The organism is Vibrio sp. Y42_MX_L11 (genome assembly GCF_024181785.1).
Lineage (GTDB): Bacteria > Pseudomonadota > Gammaproteobacteria > Enterobacterales > Vibrionaceae > Vibrio > Vibrio diabolicus.
This window is the reverse complement of record NZ_JAMZAP010000035.1, coordinates 1-18,929: the sequence shown is the minus strand read 5'-3', so window position 1 is coordinate 18,929 and position 18,929 is coordinate 1. Positions and strand designations below refer to the sequence as shown.

General features: G+C 46.1%; 23 protein-coding genes. 15 read left to right on the top strand and 8 right to left on the bottom strand.

The window, feature by feature from the left end; genetic code table 11:
- The first annotated feature begins 200 nt into the window (after positions 1 to 200).
- Positions 201 to 992 (top strand): DUF1338 domain-containing protein, encoded by a 792-nt coding sequence (locus NL643_RS22195; protein WP_005397681.1) that lies wholly within the window; start codon positions 201 to 203, stop codon positions 990 to 992.
- A gap of 145 nt (positions 993 to 1,137) precedes the next feature.
- On the opposite strand, the gene crp is transcribed toward NL643_RS22195, so the two are convergent.
- The 6 genes from crp to NL643_RS22165 all read right to left on the bottom strand — a co-directional run bounded on the left by crp (position 1,138) and on the right by NL643_RS22165 (position 6,750).
- Positions 1,138 to 1,770 carry a cAMP-activated global transcriptional regulator CRP gene (gene crp / locus NL643_RS22190; protein ID WP_005381432.1) on the bottom strand — a complete coding sequence of 211 codons (633 nt, stop codon included), beginning with the start codon at positions 1,768 to 1,770 and terminating at the stop codon, positions 1,138 to 1,140.
- A gap of 240 nt (positions 1,771 to 2,010) precedes the next feature.
- Positions 2,011 to 2,880 carry a phosphoribulokinase gene (locus NL643_RS22185; protein WP_005397679.1) on the bottom strand — a complete coding sequence of 290 codons (870 nt, stop codon included), beginning with the start codon at positions 2,878 to 2,880 and terminating at the stop codon, positions 2,011 to 2,013.
- A gap of 124 nt (positions 2,881 to 3,004) precedes the next feature.
- Positions 3,005 to 3,217: a YheU family protein gene (locus NL643_RS22180; RefSeq protein ID WP_005397677.1), complete on the bottom strand. Its 213-nt coding sequence runs from the start codon at positions 3,215 to 3,217 to the stop codon at positions 3,005 to 3,007.
- 33 nt (positions 3,218 to 3,250) lie between these two features.
- Positions 3,251 to 4,258, bottom strand: coding sequence for a hydrolase (locus NL643_RS22175; RefSeq protein ID WP_046874535.1), 1,008 nt, complete (start codon positions 4,256 to 4,258; stop codon positions 3,251 to 3,253).
- Positions 4,259 to 4,345: 87 nt separating this feature from the next.
- Entirely contained in the window at positions 4,346 to 4,834 is a 489-nt protein-coding gene (locus tag NL643_RS22170; protein ID WP_005397673.1) for a TIGR02444 family protein, read from the bottom strand.
- Positions 4,831 to 6,750: an ABC transporter ATP-binding protein gene (locus NL643_RS22165; RefSeq protein WP_253645198.1), complete on the bottom strand. Its 1,920-nt coding sequence runs from the start codon at positions 6,748 to 6,750 to the stop codon at positions 4,831 to 4,833. Before NL643_RS22165 ends, NL643_RS22170 begins: the two co-directional genes overlap by 4 nt.
- A gap of 209 nt (positions 6,751 to 6,959) precedes the next feature.
- Here NL643_RS22165 and kefG point away from each other — a divergent pair, with 209 nt between their 5' ends.
- The 5 genes from kefG (at position 6,960) to NL643_RS22140 (ending at position 11,268) form a co-directional block, all read left to right on the top strand.
- Positions 6,960 to 7,553 (top strand): glutathione-regulated potassium-efflux system ancillary protein KefG, encoded by a 594-nt coding sequence (gene kefG / locus NL643_RS22160; RefSeq protein WP_005397668.1) that lies wholly within the window; start codon positions 6,960 to 6,962, stop codon positions 7,551 to 7,553.
- Entirely contained in the window at positions 7,537 to 9,333 is a 1,797-nt protein-coding gene (gene kefB, locus NL643_RS22155; protein WP_046874533.1) for a glutathione-regulated potassium-efflux system protein KefB, read from the top strand. The genes kefG and kefB overlap by 17 nt, the downstream gene beginning before the upstream one ends.
- A gap of 33 nt (positions 9,334 to 9,366) precedes the next feature.
- A complete protein-coding gene (locus NL643_RS22150; RefSeq protein WP_005381449.1) occupies positions 9,367 to 9,567 on the top strand; it encodes a YheV family putative zinc ribbon protein in 201 nt (66 codons plus the stop codon).
- Positions 9,568 to 9,659: 92 nt separating this feature from the next.
- Complete coding sequence (gene slyD, locus NL643_RS22145) at positions 9,660 to 10,196, top strand: peptidylprolyl isomerase (RefSeq protein ID WP_047010415.1); 537 nt, start codon at positions 9,660 to 9,662, stop codon at positions 10,194 to 10,196.
- Positions 10,197 to 10,326: 130 nt separating this feature from the next.
- Positions 10,327 to 11,268, top strand: a complete 942-nt coding sequence (locus NL643_RS22140; RefSeq protein ID WP_074190103.1) for an isoaspartyl peptidase/L-asparaginase family protein — start codon at positions 10,327 to 10,329, stop codon at positions 11,266 to 11,268.
- 71 nt (positions 11,269 to 11,339) lie between these two features.
- Here NL643_RS22140 and NL643_RS22135 read toward each other — a convergent pair whose 3' ends face one another.
- Positions 11,340 to 11,567, bottom strand: coding sequence for a SlyX family protein (locus NL643_RS22135; RefSeq protein ID WP_005381455.1), 228 nt, complete (start codon positions 11,565 to 11,567; stop codon positions 11,340 to 11,342).
- Positions 11,564 to 12,550 carry a WD40 repeat domain-containing protein gene (locus NL643_RS22130; RefSeq protein ID WP_046874532.1) on the bottom strand — a complete coding sequence of 329 codons (987 nt, stop codon included), beginning with the start codon at positions 12,548 to 12,550 and terminating at the stop codon, positions 11,564 to 11,566. The genes NL643_RS22135 and NL643_RS22130 overlap by 4 nt, the downstream gene beginning before the upstream one ends.
- A gap of 128 nt (positions 12,551 to 12,678) precedes the next feature.
- Between NL643_RS22130 and fkpA the strand changes: the two genes are divergently transcribed.
- From fkpA to NL643_RS22085, 9 genes are all read left to right on the top strand, one after another.
- Positions 12,679 to 13,461 (top strand): FKBP-type peptidyl-prolyl cis-trans isomerase, encoded by a 783-nt coding sequence (gene fkpA / locus NL643_RS22125; RefSeq protein ID WP_253645197.1) that lies wholly within the window; start codon positions 12,679 to 12,681, stop codon positions 13,459 to 13,461.
- A gap of 143 nt (positions 13,462 to 13,604) precedes the next feature.
- On the top strand, positions 13,605 to 14,327 hold the full coding sequence (locus tag NL643_RS22120; protein WP_031780643.1) for a transcriptional regulator: 723 nt from the start codon (positions 13,605 to 13,607) through the stop codon (positions 14,325 to 14,327).
- Entirely contained in the window at positions 14,324 to 14,719 is a 396-nt protein-coding gene (gene tusD, locus NL643_RS22115) for a sulfurtransferase complex subunit TusD (RefSeq protein ID WP_253645196.1), read from the top strand. The genes NL643_RS22120 and tusD overlap by 4 nt, the downstream gene beginning before the upstream one ends.
- Positions 14,716 to 15,072 (top strand): sulfurtransferase complex subunit TusC, encoded by a 357-nt coding sequence (tusC, locus tag NL643_RS22110; protein ID WP_005397648.1) that lies wholly within the window; start codon positions 14,716 to 14,718, stop codon positions 15,070 to 15,072. Before tusD ends, tusC begins: the two co-directional genes overlap by 4 nt.
- A gap of 7 nt (positions 15,073 to 15,079) precedes the next feature.
- Positions 15,080 to 15,355: a sulfurtransferase complex subunit TusB gene (gene tusB / locus NL643_RS22105; RefSeq protein WP_041852883.1), complete on the top strand. Its 276-nt coding sequence runs from the start codon at positions 15,080 to 15,082 to the stop codon at positions 15,353 to 15,355.
- Positions 15,356 to 15,532: 177 nt separating this feature from the next.
- The gene (gene rpsL, locus NL643_RS22100; protein WP_004399892.1) at positions 15,533 to 15,907 is read left to right on the top strand and encodes a 30S ribosomal protein S12; all 375 of its coding nucleotides are present in this window, start codon (positions 15,533 to 15,535) and stop codon (positions 15,905 to 15,907) included.
- Between the two features lie 101 nt (positions 15,908 to 16,008).
- A complete protein-coding gene (gene rpsG, locus NL643_RS22095) occupies positions 16,009 to 16,479 on the top strand; it encodes a 30S ribosomal protein S7 (RefSeq protein ID WP_005382796.1) in 471 nt (156 codons plus the stop codon).
- A gap of 75 nt (positions 16,480 to 16,554) precedes the next feature.
- Positions 16,555 to 18,654: an elongation factor G gene (gene fusA / locus NL643_RS22090; RefSeq protein ID WP_005397643.1), complete on the top strand. Its 2,100-nt coding sequence runs from the start codon at positions 16,555 to 16,557 to the stop codon at positions 18,652 to 18,654.
- A gap of 153 nt (positions 18,655 to 18,807) precedes the next feature.
- A partial coding sequence (locus tag NL643_RS22085; protein ID WP_253645201.1) for a GTP-binding protein occupies positions 18,808 to 18,929 on the top strand: 122 nt, incomplete at its 3' end.

Below are 18,929 nucleotides of genomic sequence, written 5' to 3'. Positions count from 1 at the left end.
AATCATTTAGGTATGGGTTGTAGTGATCGTTGGCAGAACACGGAAAGTGAGCAAAGACTCGGAAAAGCGTGTTGACTGACTGGCATTTACCGTCACAGGTTGATGGCTGCTCGTTCATTATTCTGGACAACTTTTCGTTGTGAACGAGCAGTCAACTTCCGCTTACCTTTTAACTCTACATCTCGTAACAAGGAGTCGTTATGACGCCCGATGTGTTATTTGAATCGCTATGGCAAGATTACATTCAACGTCTTTGCCCCTCTGCTGCGAAAGTACATCAGCTGCTTCAAGAAGATGAGCCTCTGATTAATGATCATATAGCTTTACGTACCTTCAATATTGCGCCTCTTGGTATCGAAACCTTAGCTAAACCATTTGTAGCCATTGGCTACCAGGCATGTGGTGACTACGTTTTCGAAAGTAAAAAGCTGGTTGCTAAGCACTATGAACACCCTGATCCGAAGCAACCGAAAGTCTTTATTAGTGAGCTAAAAGTTGAGGAGTGTTCACCTGAGCTGCAAGAGATTGTGAAAAAGCTGGTGGCACAAGTCGATGCAGGCAAGCTGAACGATAGCGCATTCTTACATGGTGGACGCTTGTGGGATTTAAGCTTTGCTGACTACCAAACGTTGGCTAAAGAAAGTGAGTATGCATCTTGGTTAGCTGCGCATGGTTACGGCGCAAACCACTTCACGGTGAGCGTTAACCAGCTCAATGAATACGAAGAAGTGAAGCAAGTAAACGATCACTTACGTACGGCCGGATTTACCATCAATGAAAACGGCGGGGAAGTGAAGGGCACTCCTGAGGTGCTACTAGAACAATCATCGACCATGGCGGATAAAGTGGCGGTTCGCTTTAGCGAAGGCACTGAAATTATCCCTGGTGGCTTTTACGAGTTTGCTAAGCGCTACCCGATGGAAAATGGTGAGCTGTACCCAGGTTTTGTGGCGGCTTCAGCGGACAAAATCTTTGAAAGTACGAATGGCTAACTTTTAGGGTTAACCTTTCGGCTAACCAACTTGCTCATTAGTCTTTTGTTGCTCTGAGCTTAATGTGGTTACAAGACAAATAAAAAGCCACCAATGTCGCCATTGGTGGCTTTTATAATTTTGTTCGCGTCACTCTGGTTTGAGATTAACGAGTACCGTAAACCACGATAGTTTTACCGTGCGCAGAGATTAAGTTCTGCTCTTCTAACATTTTCAAGATACGACCTACTGTCTCACGAGAACAGCCAACGATTTGACCGATTTCTTGACGAGTGATCTTGATTTGCATGCCGTCTGGGTGAGTCATTGCGTCTGGTTGTTTTGCAAGGTTCAGAAGCGTCTGAGCGATACGACCAGTTACGTCTAGGAACGCTAGGTCACCCACTTTTTGGCTAGTTACTTGAAGACGACGAGCCATCTGCGCAGAAAGGCGCATTAGGATGTCTGGGTTTACTTGGATAAGCTGACGGAATTTCTTGAAAGAAATTTCAGCAACTTCACAAGGAGATTTAGCACGAACCCAAGCTGTGCGCTCTTGGTCTTCCTCGAATAGACCAAGTTCACCAATAAAGTCTCCTTGGTTTAGGTAAGAAAGGATCATCTCCTTACCTTCTTCGTCTTTGATAAGAACCGCAACAGAACCTTTAACGATGTAGTACAAAGTTTCTGCCTTTTCGCCCGCGTGAATTAGCGTGCTCTTTGAAGGGTACTTATGAATATGACAGTGTGAAAGAAACCACTCTAATGTTGGGTCGGTTTGAGGTTTACCTAGAACCATAATATCTCACTTCCTCTGCAGGGTACGCTTGCGCTATCCATATTTTAGCTAAGCCTGAATTAGGCCTACTAGAATAAGAGCACTTTTTATATGCTGCAAGCTCTCTTGTGTTTCGGTAAGAAATAGTATCCTTTTTCGAAAACGATTTCTTGATTTTAATCGTGCCATGATTGAGATTTTGTAAGCAAAACTGTGCACATGATCACGGTATGAAAAGTAAACATCTTCGCAGGCAGGTTTTTAGCCAATTTTCCCTGTTTCGATGAGCTGTTGTAGGATAGGCCGAACTATGAGCTCCATTGCAAAGCTCATCTTACCGCCTGGCACGACAATCGTGTTGTGGCGTGACATGAATGAGCCATCAATCATAGCCAGGAGATATGGGAAGTCGACTTTCTTTATCCCACGCAAGCGAATTACGACAAAGCTCTCATCCAGGCTTGGGATACCCTTCGCATTAAGGGGGTTGGAGGTATCGACCGTTGGGACGCGCTGAAAGTTAATATGAGTGCGAGAAAATTGCGGAGTGATGTAGTTAAGATAATCGTCCATCGAGCGCACGATAGAATCCATTACTGCTTCTCGTGAATGACCGCGGTCACGAGTATCACGCACAAACTTTTGGATCCACTCTAAGTTTACGATTGGTACCATACCAATCAAGAAATCCACATGCTGCGCAACATTAACATCGCCATCCACAACACCGCCGTGCAAGCCTTCATAGAAGAGAACGTCACTGTTCTCCGGTAAGTCCTGCCACGGTGTGAAGGTACCAGGCATTTGATTATAAGGTACGGCCTCGTCAAAGGTGTGTAGGTAGCGACGTACGCTGCCTGCGCCATCGTGACCATATTTACGGAAAAACTCTTCCAATCCTGGAAAGTCATTAGCTTGAGGGCCAAAGTAGCTAATGTGTCGACCTTGCTCGCGCGCTTTACGGATTTCTATATCCATTTCAGGGCGAGTAAAGCGATGGAAGCTGTCGCCTTCAACCCATGCGGGTTTAACGTTCATCATATTGAACATCTTACGGAAGGCTTCAGATGTAGTGGTCGTGCCGGCACCGGATGAACCAGTAACCGCAATAATTGGGTGTTTAGCTGACATGACAAACCTTGTCGAAAATTACTTACCTGTAATGTGCAGTAGGCTGCTACTGCACGGTCGATAACCCACTATAGCACGTAACAATGCCTTGTCATTGAGTGGGGTACGGTAAAATGTGAAGGGTCTAAAATTTTGTTTTTACCTGAATATCGACGGTTTCGTGCAGTTCAGAGAACACGATAACCGCTTCGCCTTTTTCTAATTGAGTTTTTACTTGATCCACTTTGTCTTGCAAAGAAACCTCGACGGTTCCGTAATCCGTGCCTTCGCGTAAGACGAACTCACGAATTAAGTTTTCCAATGTTTCTGGCGCAATGTCTTGCCATGGAATGATCATAAATACCTCGAACTTTTATGATGAGCGGCTAGTTTACTGCTTTCGCTGCTTGGATACAGCAGAAAGGTAATCTGCGGCAATACTTTCGTAATACGCTGGCAGCGCTTCTTCCAACCAAAATTTCGGCTTGAGCGCTGAACCGGTAAGGAAACCAACATGCCCACCGTGCTCAAAGAGACGGTAATCAATATTATCTGGCAAAACAAATTTCGGGATCACATCGTCGGTCATGAATGGATCGTCTTTGGCGTGAATGATCAGTGTCGGTAGCGTGATCTGTTGTAATTTACTTAAGCCAGAACATTGATCGTAATAATCTTGTGCGTCTTTAAAACCGTGCAGTGGTGCCGTGATCAAATCATCGAATTCATACAATCGTGTAACACGTTTTATTGAGTTGTAGGACAAAGCGAGCTCGCCATGCAACAAGTGATGTTTTTGCAACGCGTTGCGTTTGAGCGAAGAGAGCAGGTAACGGCGATACACTTTCGAAAAGCCTTGTTCAATACGGTTCGCACACGCTGCTAGGTCTAAAGGCGCTGAGATAATGGTCGCCGCATTCAAAATGGGGTGGTCTTTGTATTGGGCTAAATAATTCGCCAACATGTTACCGCCAAGAGAAATACCGACCGCAACTTTGGGGTTATCAGGAAAGCGTTGCTCAAGGTGCTCTAAGAAGTGGCGGGCGTCAGTCACTTCACCAGAATGATAGGCGCGAGCTTTCTTGTTTGGCTTACCGCTACAACCGCGGAAATGCATCATCACCGACAGCCATCCGGATTGAGCAAATGCATTCATTAGGCCATTGGCGTAAGGGCTATAGAAGCAGCCTTCTAGTCCATGAAATAAAACAAAAATCGGCTTTTTTTGCGCAGGTTCTTGGGTTGGGTCCTCGCTCCATGCGAGATCGAGAAAGTCTCCATCGGATGTATCGAGGGTTTGCCAAATCGGCGTAAACAACGCTTTTTTGCGAATAAAACGCGGTAAAAGCGTTTGAAGATGCGGGTTTTTGATCCCGGCGGCTGCGAAAAATTGTGTCATACCTAACTGCTCTTATACGGTTCTTCGGTGTCAGTTGAAGAACTTATTAATATAATCCTTTATAAAGATTATAGGTATTCTACAGATTTATGGGCGTTTTGGTGGGTGAATGTTTGGCACCGGAATAGCAAAGGCCTGTTGCAAATGCTCACCACCAAGTTGACGACAGTATCTCAGCGTGAGTGGGGCTCCATCATTTTTGACCAGCGTGAGCGAGTTAATGCAGTTCACCAAATCCGCTTGTTGCTGCTTTTCTAGTTGCAGCTCAAACTGCAAGGTTTCACGATATAAAGCGTCATTGACTTGAGACTTAAGATGGCGACGTAAGTCGCGAAAAGAGTGCAGTAAGGTTTCGCTTCGGCCCAGACAGCTTTGCACCAGAGGCCAGTCTTTTTCTTGGAAAATGAGTTGCTGCTCATCGAGCCATCTGAGCAGCAGGAGTAGGTTCACGTTGCCGTGATAATTGTTCTGTAATGATAAACACGCTTCTTTCACTTCTCGCACACCATAAAATTGCAGACTGAACTGCCAAAGGTGTTCTAGGGTGAGTGTGTATTCAGCGTGTTGATTACTCATTGATTAAACTCTAGCTCCATCTGCTCCAGTTCTTCCTGAGCAGACATCCATTCCATTTCAATTTCTTCGAGCTCTGCCTTACTAGAAGCTTGAAGAGCCAGCACTTGGTTAAGTTTAGCTTTATTTTCGGCTTCATACAGTGAGTTATCTGCCAATTGTTCTTCAGCTTCGACCAGTGCAGCACCTAACTTATCCATTTTATTTTCTAATTGTGTCAGCGTTTTGCGAATTGGCGCCGTCTGCTTACGAAATTCTGCATCGCGACGTTTCTGCTCTTTTTTCGCTGCCGCGCTGTTGGCGCTATCTTTGGCTGGCTGTGCGGCTTGTGCTTCTTTGCGTTCTGCTCTTTGTTGCTCGGTTAACCACTTGTAGTAGTCGTTTAAGTCACCATCGAACGGCGCAACTTGACGATCGTGCACCAAGTACAAGTCATCGGTTGTAGCACGCAATAGGTAACGGTCGTGCGAAACAATCACCATTGCACCTTCGAACGTTTGCAGTGCCATCGTCAATGCCTGACGCATGTCCAAATCCAAGTGGTTGGTTGGTTCATCAAGTAGCAACAGGTTTGGCTTTTGCCACACAATTAAGGCCAGCACTAAACGGGCTTTTTCACCACCCGAAAACGGCGCGACTTTCTCCAGTGCTTTGTCGCCTTGGAAGCCAAAGCTGCCCAGGTAATCACGTAGTTGTTGTTCGGTTTGCTCCGGCGCGATCTGCATCATGTGTTGCAGAGGCGTTTCTTCTGGGTGCAGCGTTTCTAATTGATGCTGGGCAAAGTAACCTATTTTTACACCTTGTGAGTAAGTCAGATCGCCACCTTGCGCGTTAAGCTCACCAGAGAGCAATTTGATCAAGGTCGATTTACCCGCGCCATTACGGCCGAGTAGACCAATGCGACTGCCAGGAACCAAGTTCAAGCGGATCTTCTCTAAGATCAGGTTGTCACCGTAGCCTGCCGATACTTCATCCATCATCATGATTGGGTTTGGCAGCGCCGCGGGCTCACGGAATTGGAAGCTAAATGGGTTATCGAATTGAGCGGGTAACACTTTTTCCATGCGCTCCAAAGCTTTAATACGGCTTTGAGCCTGGCGTGCTTTCGAGGCTTTATAACGGAAACGGTCGATGTAGCTTTGCATGTGCGACATCTGTTTCTGTTGCTTCTCGAACATCGCTTGCTGCAGCATCATTTTTTGCGCTCGTTGGTTTTCGAACGACGAATAGTTACCCGTGTATTCGTTCAATTGTTGGTTTTCGATGTGAATAATACGGCCAACAATTGGGTCAAGGAAATCACGGTCGTGCGAGATCAGGATCAGTGTACCTGGGTAGTTTTGTAGCCAACGTTCAAGCCACATCACTGCGTCTAAGTCCAAGTGGTTGGTTGGCTCATCGAGTAGCAATAAGTCAGAACGGCACAATAGCGCCTGGGCTAAGTTAAGGCGCATACGCCAACCACCTGAGAATTGAGTCAAACTCCAACTCATTTGCTCTTGGCTGAAACCTAAACCGTCGAGCAATTCTGCCGCGCGAGCGCGAATGCTATAACCGCCGATGGTTTCAATTTTACCGTGGATCTCGGCAACCAAGGTGCCGTTGTCTTGTGCTTCCGCTTCAGCCAACTGCTTTTCGAGCGCTCGGTACTCGCGATCACCATCAATGACGTATTCCAGTGCAGTGCGCTCTAGCGCAGGCGTTTCCTGTGCGACCCAGGCCAACTCCCAATGTTGAGGTTGGCTAAATGAGCCTGCATCAATCGACAGTTCATCTTTCAGCAATGCAAATAGCGTTGATTTACCACAGCCATTTTTGCCCACAAGGCCGACTTTATCGCCAGGATGGATAGTCGCTGAAGCTTGATCTAAAAGAGGTTTACCGCCACGCAGTAACTGAATATCAGAGAAGGTAATCATAAAGTTTTCATTCACTTTGCGCAGTGCGCGTTGCTTGGTTACATAGCGAAGTGGTTTCAATCGTTTTTAAAGCCACTTGGGTATATATCTAGCGGTGAATAGTAGGGGTATTGGCCGGAAAAGTCGATTGATTCGCTTTAATTGCATTATGCTGTACAAAAAAGTATAACAATTTGATAACGGATAAAAATAACCACAAGGACGACCATTTGGCTGTTGCACCGTCTATTCTCCCAAGAGTTCTGGTCATTTATGCTCATCCAGAGCCACATAACTCGATTGCTAATCAAGTGATGATTAAAAAAGCTCAGTCGCTTGAACACGTCACTGTGCACGATCTTTACGGTGTTTACCCTGACTTCTTTATTGATGTGAATTACGAACATGAGTTGTTGCTCACGCATGATGTGATCGTGTTTCATCACCCGCTTTATATGTATTCATGCCCAGCCCTGTTAAAAGAGTGGTTGGACCGAGTGCTGGGCAAAGGTTTTGCTTTTGGCGGAGGTTCGGCGCTAGAGGGAAAATACTGGCGCAGTGTGATTACAACGGGGGGGAAAGAAGAGGCCTTTAGCGCGAAGGGGTACAACAAATATCCATTAGAGCAAATCTTACAACCGTTTGAACTGACGGCTGCCTTGTGTCAAATGCACTGGATTGAACCTTTGGTGTTGTATTGGTCGCGTAATGTCTCGGATATTGAGCGGTATGAGCACGCCGAATTGTATCGTCGGTGGTTGAACAACCCACTTGAAAACTGGGAAGCAACAGACCAAGGAGGTCAGTATGGCGATAACCAGTGAGTTTCTTCAAAGTAGCGTGGTCTTTCTCTCAGCTGCGGTTATCGCGGTGCCGATTGCTCAGCGTCTCGGACTTGGCTCGGTTTTAGGTTATTTACTTGCCGGTGTGTTGATTGGCCCTTGGGGCCTTGGCTTAATCAGTGATGTTGATGCTATTTTGCACTTTGCTGAACTTGGGGTCGTGTTGTTACTGTTCTTGATCGGCCTTGAACTAAATCCTAAAAAACTGTGGCAAATGCGAGGACCGATTCTAGGTTTAGGCGGCGCGCAGGTGGTGGTTACGACCGCCGTGCTGGGCAGTGTCGTCAGTATGTTCGGCGTAAGCATGCAAGTGAGTTTGGTGATTGGAATGGGATTGGCGCTGTCCTCGACGGCAATTGCTCTTAAAGTGATTGAAGAGCAAGGGCTCAATGGCACCGAAACGGGTCAGTCTGGTTTTGCTGTATTGCTCTTTCAAGATATTGCCGTGATCCCAATGTTGGCAATGTTGCCCTTGCTTGCTGGCGGGCAGAGTGGCGGTAGTTGGTTGGATGTCTTCACGGTATTAGGCAGTGTGGTGGCCCTGTTGATTGGTGGCCATTTCTTGTTACGTCCACTGTTTCGTTTTGTTGTGATGAGCGGCGTTCGTGAGCTCTTTACCGTCGCCGCACTATTGGTCGTGCTTGGGATTTCTGTCGTGATGCAAAAGCTCGGGCTTTCTATGGCTCTAGGGACTTTCTTAGCCGGCGTTCTGCTGGCTGAGAGTGAGTATCGACATGAATTGGAAATCGCTATCGAGCCTTTTAAAGGTTTGTTGTTGGGGTTGTTCTTCATCGCGGTTGGCATGGCGGTAAATTTGGGGTTATTGGCATTACACCCTTTAGAGATTCTGGGCGCGGTGGTGGCTTTGGTCGTGGTTAAGGGCTTGGTTTTGTATGCATTGGCGAGAGCTGCCCGTGTCGGAGCCAAAGCGAGAAGCCGTATGGCCGCGATTTTAAGCCAAGGTGGTGAGTTTGCCTTTGTCATATTTACCGCAGCGAGCCAAGAGGGCATTTTATCCAAAGAGCAAGTAGCGTTTTTGTTGGTGGTGGTCAGTTTATCCATGGTGACGACACCACTTTTGCTGATGGGACAAAAAAAATGGTTTGCTCATACTCTGAATCAAGAAGAAGAGGGCATGACCACGAAAGTAGTGGATCGTCGGCCACGTGTGATCATTGCAGGCTTTGGACGTTTCGGTCAGATCGTCGGACGTTTAATGTATGCCAATAAAATCAAAGTGACGGTATTAGAAAGTGATGCCAGCCAAATCCATCTACTGCGCAAGTATGGTTACAAAGTGTTTTATGGCGATGCTACCCAAATTGATCTTTTGCGGGCTGCTGGCGCAGATAAAGCAGAAGCATTGGTCATTTGTACCGATTCACCTGATGAGGTAATGGCCATCGTTGATATCTGCCGCGTGCACTTCCCGAAACTTAAGTTGCTAGCCCGAGCAAGAAGCCGTGTCGAGGCGTATCAGTTAATGAGCCACGGTGTCGAGAATTACTCTCGTGAAACATTTTTAGGGGCATTGGATCTCGGTCGCCAAGCGCTCGTAGAACTTGGTATGCACCCTTATCAAGCAAAGCGGGCAGAAGCACATTTTCGTAAGTTAGATAATGCTATGCTTAAGGACTTATTGCCTCAGCACAATGAAGATAAGAAATTGGCTCAGAGAGCGAAAGAGGCACGCAAAGAGCTAGAAGAAATTTTTGGTCGCGAGATGGAGAGCGACCATCAGTCACCTAATCATTGGAAGTAGTACTTGAGCCAAGACTCAAGCTAAGGAAATAGCGTGAAAATCAAGAAACGTTTTATTGCCGGCGCTAGCTGCCCAAATTGCAGCCAGCAAGATACCCTGCGCTGGTGGATTGAAAATAATATCGAGTTAGTTGAGTGTGTCGAGTGTGAGTTTACTGAGCAGCGTAAACCGCAATCTGTAGAGAAAAATAAACACTCAGATCAGGAAATGATCGGAATTTTTAAGCCGGAATAATTGAACTTCGATAATTGATCCCCATAATACACCCAGATATCTCAGTACTTAACCCCATTCAGGTTAAGTCAATTAATCTCCCTGGAGTTAGTATGAAAATTGAAAAGAACGTTGTTGCAAGCCTTGCATACAAAGTAATGTTGGAAGACGGTGTGGTTGTTGATCAATCAACTGCAGAAGCGCCTCTAGATTACCTTCACGGTCACAACAACCTAATCACTGGTCTTGAAAAAGAGCTTGAAGGTAAAGTGGCTGGCGACAAGTTCTCAGTAACGGTAGCTCCTGAAGAAGCTTACGGCGAGCACAACGATGCGCTAGTACAACGCGTTCCTGCGGATGTATTCCAAGGCGTTGACCAAATCGAAGTGGGCATGCGCTTCCTAGCTGACACTGACCAAGGTCCAATCCCTGTAGAAGTAACAGAAGTTGACGGCAACGAAGTGGTTGTTGATGGTAACCATATGCTAGCTGGTCAAACACTAACTTTCGAAGTAGAAGTTATGTCTACACGTGAAGCAACAGCAGAAGAGATCGAACACGGTCATATCCATCAAGCTGGTGGTTGTGGTCATGACCATGATCACGACGATGAAGGCTGCTGTGGCGGCGGTAGCTGTGGTTCTCATTAATCACAAGCTCCTTCACTAGACAATCCTATCTAGTAAAGCTTTGAAAAGCGCAAGTTGAGGTTTCAACTTGCGCTTTTTGTTTATCTAAGGTGTAGTGCATAGAAGAAAAGAACAACTCATGGAAAAAGCGATGACAAAACCTTTCTCGATTGCGATTCATGGTGGCGCAGGCACCATTTTACGTGAACAGATGAGCAATGAACTTCAGCAATCGATCTTGGCTGATTTGGAAGCGTCGGTAAAAGCTGGCTATCAAATTCTAGAGAAAGGCGGCGACGCTTTGGATGCGGTTGTTGCTGCAGTAAAAGTATTGGAAGACTCGCCTAACTTTAATGCGGGTAAAGGCTCGGTGCTGACCAACAACGAAATGGTAGAAATGGATGCCTCTGTCATGGATGGTCGAAACCAAGCCGCAGGCGCGGTCGCTGGTGTTCGTCATATCAAGAATCCAATTGAGCTCGCTCGTGACGTAATGCGAAACAGCAATCACGTGTTGTTGGTGGGTGAGGGCGCAGAGCAGTTTGCTTTTGAACAAGGCCATGAGTATACCGAGCAAGATTACTTCTTTACTGATCGCCGTTATGAGCAGTTGCTGTCTATGCGTGAGAAAGGGCTGTTTGCTTTGTCGGAATCTCGCTACCCAGATGATCGTAAACATGGCACCGTCGGAGCCGTAGCGTTGGACCAACAAGGTAACTTAGCCGCTGCCACCAGTACGGGTGGCGTAACGAATAAGCAATACAATCGAGTTGGGGATTCGGCTTTGATAGGCTGTGGCACGGTGGCCGAAAATGGCGTTGTCGCAGTTTCAACTACGGGTGTCGGTGAGTTTTTTATCCGTAAACGTGTCGCAGAAGACGTCGCCGCGCGGATACGTTACTTACAAGAAGATATTCATACTGCTTGTGAGCATATTATTCAGGGGGAACTGAAAGAGATGGGCGGCGAAGGCGGTTTAATCGCAATTGACGCGCAAGGTGAGCTGCACTTTGCGATGAACAGCTCTGGCATGTACCGAGCTGGCATTAATACGCAAGGCGAGCTGAGCGTTAAAATTTACGCCGACGAATAGCTTCCTCTTAAGTAATCAATATAACAAAGCCCAGAATATGTTCTGGGCTTTGTGCTATTTGAGCCTGCATTTTAATAATGCGGTGGTGGGGTTTCTTCTGACGGATCGGCTAAATTCGACGAGTCCATATTTTTTACTTTACCTACCACATATTTCATCTGATCGAGCATCTTGGTAATTTGCAGTTGCTGCTGCGATAAGGCGCCGTTCAGATCTTCAATAGTCTGTTCTTGGAACGCAAGCTGACATTCTAAGTCATTAATGCGTGCTTCCAATTGCTGAATGATTTTTTCTGTCATGATCCGTTCTCTAACTGCCAAGCTTGGGCAATACCTGCTGAAGTAGCAGTAATTACGCGTTGTTTTGAATCAAAGGCTGCATCATACACGACCGCACGGGGAGGGCGAGTGTCTTTTTTTGGCTCAACTTCAAATCCGCCAATCCGTTTTCCGGTTTGAGTATCCCATATTGAAACGCGGCCAGAAGGCGTTCCTGTCACTAACTGAGTTCCGTCGTCAGAAAATCGCGCAGTAGAAAAGATCAATTGGCGCGACCAACTGCTCAACTGTGTGACTTCTTGTCCAGTTTTTAAATCCCAAATTACCGCTTGGTTTCCGCCATCGGATGTCATTGCTAACTTGCCATCTCGTTGCAGGGCAACACGAACAACCCGTTGTTCATGTTCGAAGGTCCGCAGCACTTGTCCGGTTTCGGTGTCCCACAAATACGCTTTGTAGTCATTACCACCAGTCAGTGCGAAGCGGCCATTAGGAGAAATGGCGACGGAATTGACTTTTTCACGATGCGCAAGGAACTCCAAGCGACGTCCGGTGACTAAGTTGACGTAAATTGCTTTACCGTTGGATAACCCGAGCAGAACTTGCTCACCGTTACTGGTGATATCAACGTCGCGAATGAGCGCATCAGAAATAGACCAAAGGCCTTCGGATTGCGTCCAACCTAAGTCCCAAACTGCGAAGTTCATTTGGCTTGCTGTGACTGCATAGCGACCATTGTCTGAGATACGAATATGGGATACCACGTTGGCATCGGCATCGAGCTCACCCAGGTTGGCTAGTTGTTCATTTTGCTCTAGGTCCCACAACATCAAATGGTGTTGCTGAGAATAGAGCAGAGCAAATCGTCCATCTCTGCTAAGTGCGAAGCTCGTCGCACCCTGAGGCTCTATCGGCCAACGGTGCACTTCACGCTCGGCGAAAAAGCAACCATTTAACGTGGTGATGACAATTAAATATAGGAATAAATGAGAAATTCTTTGCATCACATCTAATAATCCGGTTTGTGTCTTAAGACATATAGCTAGTATATTGGTATAACGATTGTCTTCACTAGTCTCATAGAAGATTTGTGCACAACAACCAATGGCAAAGCCATTATTGGGAGAATTTAATGAAATCAGTTTTAAAAGTGTCGCTACTTGCTGCAACAGTTATGCTAGCGGTAGGTTGTCAGAAAGAAGAAACTAAAACAGAAGCCGCACCTCAAGCAGAACAAGTTCAAGCAGAAACCGGTAAAGCGGTTCACTTTAAAACCGACGACGATAAAGCGGCATACGCAATCGGTGTTTCATTTGCTAACTACCTAAGCACAAGCATCGACAAGCCAAGCGAAATCGGCATTAATCTTAACAAAGACTTGGTACTAAAAGGTATCGAAGACGTCTTCAAAGGCAATGCTGAATTGAATGAAGAAGAAACACGTGCAGCACTAGAATCTCTAGACAAGCGTGTTGCTGAAAAGATGCAAGCACAAGCAGCTGAGAAAGCAGCTGAAGCAAAAAAAGCTGGCGATGATTTCCGTGCTGAGTTCGAGAAGCAAGAAGGCGCAGTGAAGACAGATACAGGTCTTCTATACCAAGTTATTACTCCAGCTGAAGGCGAGAAGCCAAAAGACACTGATACGGTTCAAGTACACTACAAAGGTACGCTAATCGATGGTACGCAATTTGATAGCTCTTACGATCGTGGTGAACCTGCAACCTTCCCACTTAACCGTGTAATCCCAGGTTGGACAGAAGGTGTTCAGCTAATGCCTGTGGGTTCTAAATTCAAATTCGTTATCCCGCCAGAGCTAGCATACGGTGATCAAGACACACCAAGCATTCCTGCTAACTCAACGCTAGTATTTGAAGTTGAGCTGCTAAAAGTCGAGAACGACAACGCAGAGCAATAACAATAAGCAGCGATAAGTTATTGAAAAAGGTCCGTTTAACGGGCCTTTTTTGTTCTAGGTCACTAGTTGGTGAGTTTGCTAGGTTGATTTTCAAATTTTCTGATAAACTTACACCAATTTGTTGATTTTTCGCTCGAAGGCTTATGACAACTACAGAAACAATAAACGCGGAGATGTTGCTCGAAATGGAATCCGTTAACGTGATGCCGTTTACCGAGCACGACAAAATCATTTTAAGATCTTATGAGGCGGTCGTTGATGGTATTGCCAGCCTGATAGGTCCCTTTTGTGAAATCGTTCTTCACTCGCTAGAAGACTTAAATACCTCTGCAATTAAAATCGCTAACGGTGAAAACACGGGTCGCCAAGTCGGCTCACCGATCACTGATTTAGCGCTTAAAATGCTAAAAGACATCGAAGGCTCGGAGCGCAACTTCTCACGTTCGTACTTTACCCGTGCAAAAGGTGGCGTGTTGATGAAGTCGATCACTGTCGCCATTCGTAATGGTGAAAATCGCGTGATTGGTTTGTTGTGTATCAACGTCAACTTGGACGCGCCCTTCTCGCAAGTCCTTCAATCTTTCATGCCAACGCAAGAAGCAAAAGAAGCGGCTTCCTCGGTTAACTTTGCTAGTGACGTAGAAGAGCTGGTGGACCAAACTGTTGAACGCACCATCGAAGAGATCAATGCGGATAAATCCGTATCGAACAACACCAAGAATCGCCAAATCGTGATGGAATTGTACGACAAAGGCATCTTCGATATTAAAGATGCCATCAACCGCGTTGCAGATCGTCTTAACATTTCAAAACACACCGTCTACTTATACATTCGTCAACGTAAAACCGAGGACGATGAAAAGTGAGTAAACTGACTTACACGTTGGTGGTGAACGGTCCTGTTTACGGTAGCCAGTCAGCGCGCAGTGCTTATCAGTTCGCCAAGGCGGTGATTGAGCAAGGCCATCAGTTAGTGAGCGTTTTCTTTTATCAAGAGGGCGTGACCAATGGTACTGCTTTGAGTGTGCCTGCTAACGACGAATTTGATCTCAATAAGGCATGGCAATCTTTGGCAAAAGAGCATGGTGTTCGTCTAGAAACTTGTGTTGCTGCAGCTTTGCGTCGCGGGATCGTAAGTGAAGAAGAAGCGAATCAACATGGTTTGGTCCAGGGCAATCTAGCGGAAGGTTTTGAGCAAGCCGGCTTAGGTAGCTTAGCCGAAGCGATGTTAACCCAAGACAGAGTGGTACAGTTTTGAGTCAGCTAACTTATCTATTTCGTAGCGCACCGCATGGCAGTGCGGCTGGTCGTGAAGGTGTGGATGCACTGTTAGCTGCATCGGCTTACTGTGAAGATATCAGCGTCATTTTCATGGGAGATGGGGTTTACCAGCTTCTACTAGGACAAGAACCGAGTAAGATCTTGAGCAAAGATTATGCGCCGATGCTGAAGCTTTTCGATTTATACGATATCGAACAAGTCTTTGTGTGCTCAGAGTCATTAGCTCAGCGAGGTTTGGCTCAAGCGGATTTAGTCATTGAAGCTCAAGCGTTAAGCTCAGAGCAGCTCAAAGATAAGTTGCAACACGCTGGCAAGCTACTGTCGTTCTGAGGAAGTTATGCTACATATTATAAAAACGGTCTCCGCTCTAGAAGACGCCATGCCCTTATGCAGTGCACAGGATGACATCTTACTTATAGAAGATGCCGTGTACGCTGCTAACTCGCAGCATAAAGCGTTCTCCCACCTAAAAAACCGCAGTGTATTTGTGCTAGAGAGCGATATTCACGCTCGCGGTATTGCGAATCGTATCAGTCCATCACTGACGATCGTGAATTACTCAGGTTTCGTTGAGCTCACAGTTAAACAGGATAAATCGCTTACTTGGGATTGAACGTGATTTACTGTCGCTAAAGCTTTACGGATGAATTGTCCTAATTGAACAAAAAAGATCCGTATATTTCTTGACACACCTCTCACTGCTGCATAGAATTTTGCGTCCCTAACTGCAATGGTAGTTGGGGATAGATTTTTCACAAAGCTTACTTTCAAGTAAATCAGGAGCTAGTTAATGGCAACTATTAACCAGTTGGTACGTAAGCCTCGTGCAAAGCAAGTTGTTAAAAGCAACGTGCCTGCACTAGAAGCGTGCCCACAAAAACGTGGTGTATGTACTCGTGTTTACACTACTACACCTAAAAAACCTAACTCAGCACTTCGTAAAGTTTGTCGTGTACGTCTGACAAACGGCTTCGAAGTTACATCGTACATCGGCGGTGAAGGTCACAACCTTCAAGAGCACAGTGTTGTACTAATCCGTGGCGGTCGTGTAAAAGACCTTCCGGGTGTACGTTACCACACTGTTCGCGGTGCACTTGACTGTGCTGGCGTTAACGACCGTAAACAAGGTCGTTCTAAGTACGGTGTGAAGCGTCCTAAGTCTTAATGGATTCCGTTAAGTAAGGCCAAACACTAAATTATTTTTAATTTTTTGAAAAAACTGAAAAGTTTTGGATAAAACCTGAAGAAGACAACGGAGATAAATCCATGCCACGTCGTCGCGTCATTGGTCAGCGTAAGATCCTTCCAGATCCAAAATTCAAATCTGAATTGCTGGCAAAATTCGTTAACATCCTAATGGTTGACGGTAAAAAATCTACTGCAGAGAAAATCGTTTACACTGCACTAGATGCTATGGCTGAAAAGTCTGGTAAAGACCACTTAGCTATTTTTGAAGAAGCTCTTGAAAACGTACGCCCTGCGGTAGAGGTTAAATCTCGCCGTGTTGGTGGTTCAACTTACCAAGTACCTGTAGAAGTACGTCCGGTTCGCCGTAACGCACTTGCTATGCGTTGGTTGGTTGAAGCTGCGCGCAAGCGTGGTGAAAAATCTATGGCTCAACGCCTAGCAGCTGAAATGCTAGACGCGTCTGAGAACAAAGGTACTGCGGTTAAGAAACGTGAAGACGTTCACCGCATGGCTGACGCAAACAAAGCGTTCGCTCATTACCGCTGGTAATACCTTCTGTGCTGCGAGGTTCTCTCGCAGCACTTTTCTATACTCTAAGGTACACCTTAGTAAGAGGATACAATCGTGGCTCGTAAAACTCCTATTGAGCGCTACCGTAATATCGGTATCTGTGCTCACGTAGATGCAGGAAAAACAACCACAACTGAGCGTATTCTGTTCTACACTGGCCTTTCTCACAAAATCGGCGAAGTTCACGATGGTGCAGCAACCATGGACTGGATGGAGCAGGAGCAGGAACGTGGTATCACTATCACATCCGCTGCGACTACTACATTCTGGCGTGGTATGGAAGCACAGTTCCCTGAGCATCGCGTAAACATCATTGATACCCCTGGACACGTTGACTTTACTATCGAAGTAGAGCGTTCTCTTCGTGTACTTGATGGTGCTGTGGTTGTGTTCTGTGGCTCATCTGGTGTTGAACCTCAGTCTGAAACTGTATGGCGTCAAGCAGACAAATACCACGTTCCACGTTTGGTATTTGTAAACAAGATGGACCGTGCGGGCGCAGACTTCCTACGCGTTGTGGACCAAATTAAAAATCGTCTTGGTGCGAACCCTGTTCCAATCCAACTGAACGTTGGTGCAGAAGATGAGTTCAGAGGTGTCATCGACCTTATCAAGATGAAGATGATCAACTGGAATGAAGCCGATCAAGGCACTTCGTTTACTTACGAAGACATCCCAGCTGACATGATCGAACTTGCTGAAGAGTGGCGCAACCACATGGTTGAATCCGCTGCTGAAGCTAGCGAAGAGCTGATGGACAAGTACCTTGAAGAAGGTGAATTGACTGAAGCTGAGCTCAAACAAGCTCTACGTACTCGTACACTAAACAACGAAATCGTATTGGCCACTTGTGGTAGTGCGTTTAAGAATAAAGGTGTTCAAGCGGTACTAGATGCAGTGATCGAGTTCTTGCCATCGCCAGTTGACGTACCTGCAATTAAAGGTGTTGACGAAAGAGAAAATGAAGTTGAGCGTCACGCTGACGACAACGAACCATTCTCTGCGCTAGCATTTAAGATCGCGACTGACCCATTCGTGGGTACGCTAACGTTCATGCGTGTTTACTCTGGTGTTGTAAACTCCGGCGACGCTGTTTACAACTCTGTAAAAGAGAAGAAAGAGCGTTTCGGTCGTATCGTTCAGATGCATGCGAATAAGCGTGAAGAAGTGAAAGAAGTTCGCGCTGGTGATATCGCTGCTGCTATCGGTCTGAAAGACGTAACAACAGGTGACACACTGTGTGATCAGAACCACAAAGTGATTCTAGAGCGCATGGAGTTCCCTGAACCAGTTATTCAGATTGCTGTAGAACCTCGTTCTAAGGCAGACCAAGAGAAAATGGCTATCGCGCTAGGTAAACTGGCTGCGGAAGATCCATCATTCCGCGTGGAAACGGACGACGAATCAGGTCAGACTCTGATCTCAGGTATGGGTGAACTTCACCTAGACATTATCGTTGATCGTATGAAGCGTGAATTCAGCGTTGATTGTAACGTTGGTAAACCTCAGGTTGCTTACCGTGAAACCATTCGTGGTAAAGCGGAAGTTGAAGGTAAGTTTGTTCGTCAATCAGGTGGTCGTGGTCAATACGGTCATGTGTGGGTCAAACTTGAGCCTTCTGAACCTGGCGAAGGTTTCGTATTCGTAGACGAAATCGTGGGTGGTGTGATTCCTAAGGAATACATCAGTTCGGTATCGAAAGGTATCGAGGAACAAATGAATAGTGGTGTTCTAGCGGGTTACCCTGTACTAGATATTAAAGCTACACTATTTGATGGTTCTTACCACGATGTAGACTCAAGCGAGATGGCGTTTAAGATCGCTGGCTCGATGGCATTCAAGAAAGGTGCACTAGAAGCACAACCTGTGATTCTAGAACCAATGATGAATGTCGAAGTAACCACTCCGGAAGACTGGATGGGTGACGTTGTTGGTGACCTAAACCGTCGTCGCGGTATCATTGAAGGCATGGACGAAGGTGTGGCTGGTCTTAAGATCATCCGTGCTCAAGTACCACTATCTGAAATGTTCGGTTACGCAACTGATCTACGTTCTGCAACTCAAGGCCGTGCGTCTTACTCTATGGAGTTTCACGAGTACGCTGAAGTGCCGAAAAACTTCGCAGATAAAATTATTGCAGAGCGTGGTTACTAATTGACGATTGAACTACAAAAAGTTTACGACTTTTTGCGAGATCAGGGCGTCCAAATATTGCGCTAACGGGCGTTGGCGCATAAAATAACAATTTCTGGCGCGTCGTCGATCAATAATGATCACGACGAATCATAACTAGGAAGGAACACGATCGTGTCTAAAGAAAAATTTGAACGTACGAAACCGCACGTTAACGTTGGTACTATCGGCCACGTTGACCACGGTAAAACAACTCTAACTGCAGCTATCTGTACTACTCTTGCTAAAGTTTACGG

What these genes read in the sequence shown, in the direction of transcription:
- NL643_RS22175 (WP_046874535.1), bottom strand. Translation starts at nt 4,258, where the DNA reads ATGACACAATTTTTCGCAGCCGCCGGGATCAAAAACCCGCATCTTCAA.
- fkpA (WP_253645197.1), top strand. Translation starts at nt 12,679, where the DNA reads ATGAAATCAGTTTTAAAAGTGTCGCTACTTGCTGCAACAGTTATGCTA.
- NL643_RS22170 (WP_005397673.1), bottom strand. Translation starts at nt 4,834, where the DNA reads ATGAGTAATCAACACGCTGAATACACACTCACCCTAGAACACCTTTGG.
- NL643_RS22130 (WP_046874532.1), bottom strand. Translation starts at nt 12,550, where the DNA reads ATGCAAAGAATTTCTCATTTATTCCTATATTTAATTGTCATCACCACG.
- NL643_RS22165 (WP_253645198.1), bottom strand. Translation starts at nt 6,750, where the DNA reads ATGATTACCTTCTCTGATATTCAGTTACTGCGTGGCGGTAAACCTCTT.
- crp (WP_005381432.1), bottom strand. Translation starts at nt 1,770, where the DNA reads ATGGTTCTAGGTAAACCTCAAACCGACCCAACATTAGAGTGGTTTCTT.
- NL643_RS22135 (WP_005381455.1), bottom strand. Translation starts at nt 11,567, where the DNA reads ATGACAGAAAAAATCATTCAGCAATTGGAAGCACGCATTAATGACTTA.
- rpsL (WP_004399892.1), top strand. Translation starts at nt 15,533, where the DNA reads ATGGCAACTATTAACCAGTTGGTACGTAAGCCTCGTGCAAAGCAAGTT.
- kefB (WP_046874533.1), top strand. Translation starts at nt 7,537, where the DNA reads ATGGCGATAACCAGTGAGTTTCTTCAAAGTAGCGTGGTCTTTCTCTCA.
- NL643_RS22195 (WP_005397681.1), top strand. Translation starts at nt 201, where the DNA reads ATGACGCCCGATGTGTTATTTGAATCGCTATGGCAAGATTACATTCAA.
- NL643_RS22185 (WP_005397679.1), bottom strand. Translation starts at nt 2,880, where the DNA reads ATGTCAGCTAAACACCCAATTATTGCGGTTACTGGTTCATCCGGTGCC.
- NL643_RS22120 (WP_031780643.1), top strand. Translation starts at nt 13,605, where the DNA reads ATGACAACTACAGAAACAATAAACGCGGAGATGTTGCTCGAAATGGAA.
- tusB (WP_041852883.1), top strand. Translation starts at nt 15,080, where the DNA reads ATGCTACATATTATAAAAACGGTCTCCGCTCTAGAAGACGCCATGCCC.
- rpsG (WP_005382796.1), top strand. Translation starts at nt 16,009, where the DNA reads ATGCCACGTCGTCGCGTCATTGGTCAGCGTAAGATCCTTCCAGATCCA.
- NL643_RS22180 (WP_005397677.1), bottom strand. Translation starts at nt 3,217, where the DNA reads ATGATCATTCCATGGCAAGACATTGCGCCAGAAACATTGGAAAACTTA.
- slyD (WP_047010415.1), top strand. Translation starts at nt 9,660, where the DNA reads ATGAAAATTGAAAAGAACGTTGTTGCAAGCCTTGCATACAAAGTAATG.
- NL643_RS22140 (WP_074190103.1), top strand. Translation starts at nt 10,327, where the DNA reads ATGACAAAACCTTTCTCGATTGCGATTCATGGTGGCGCAGGCACCATT.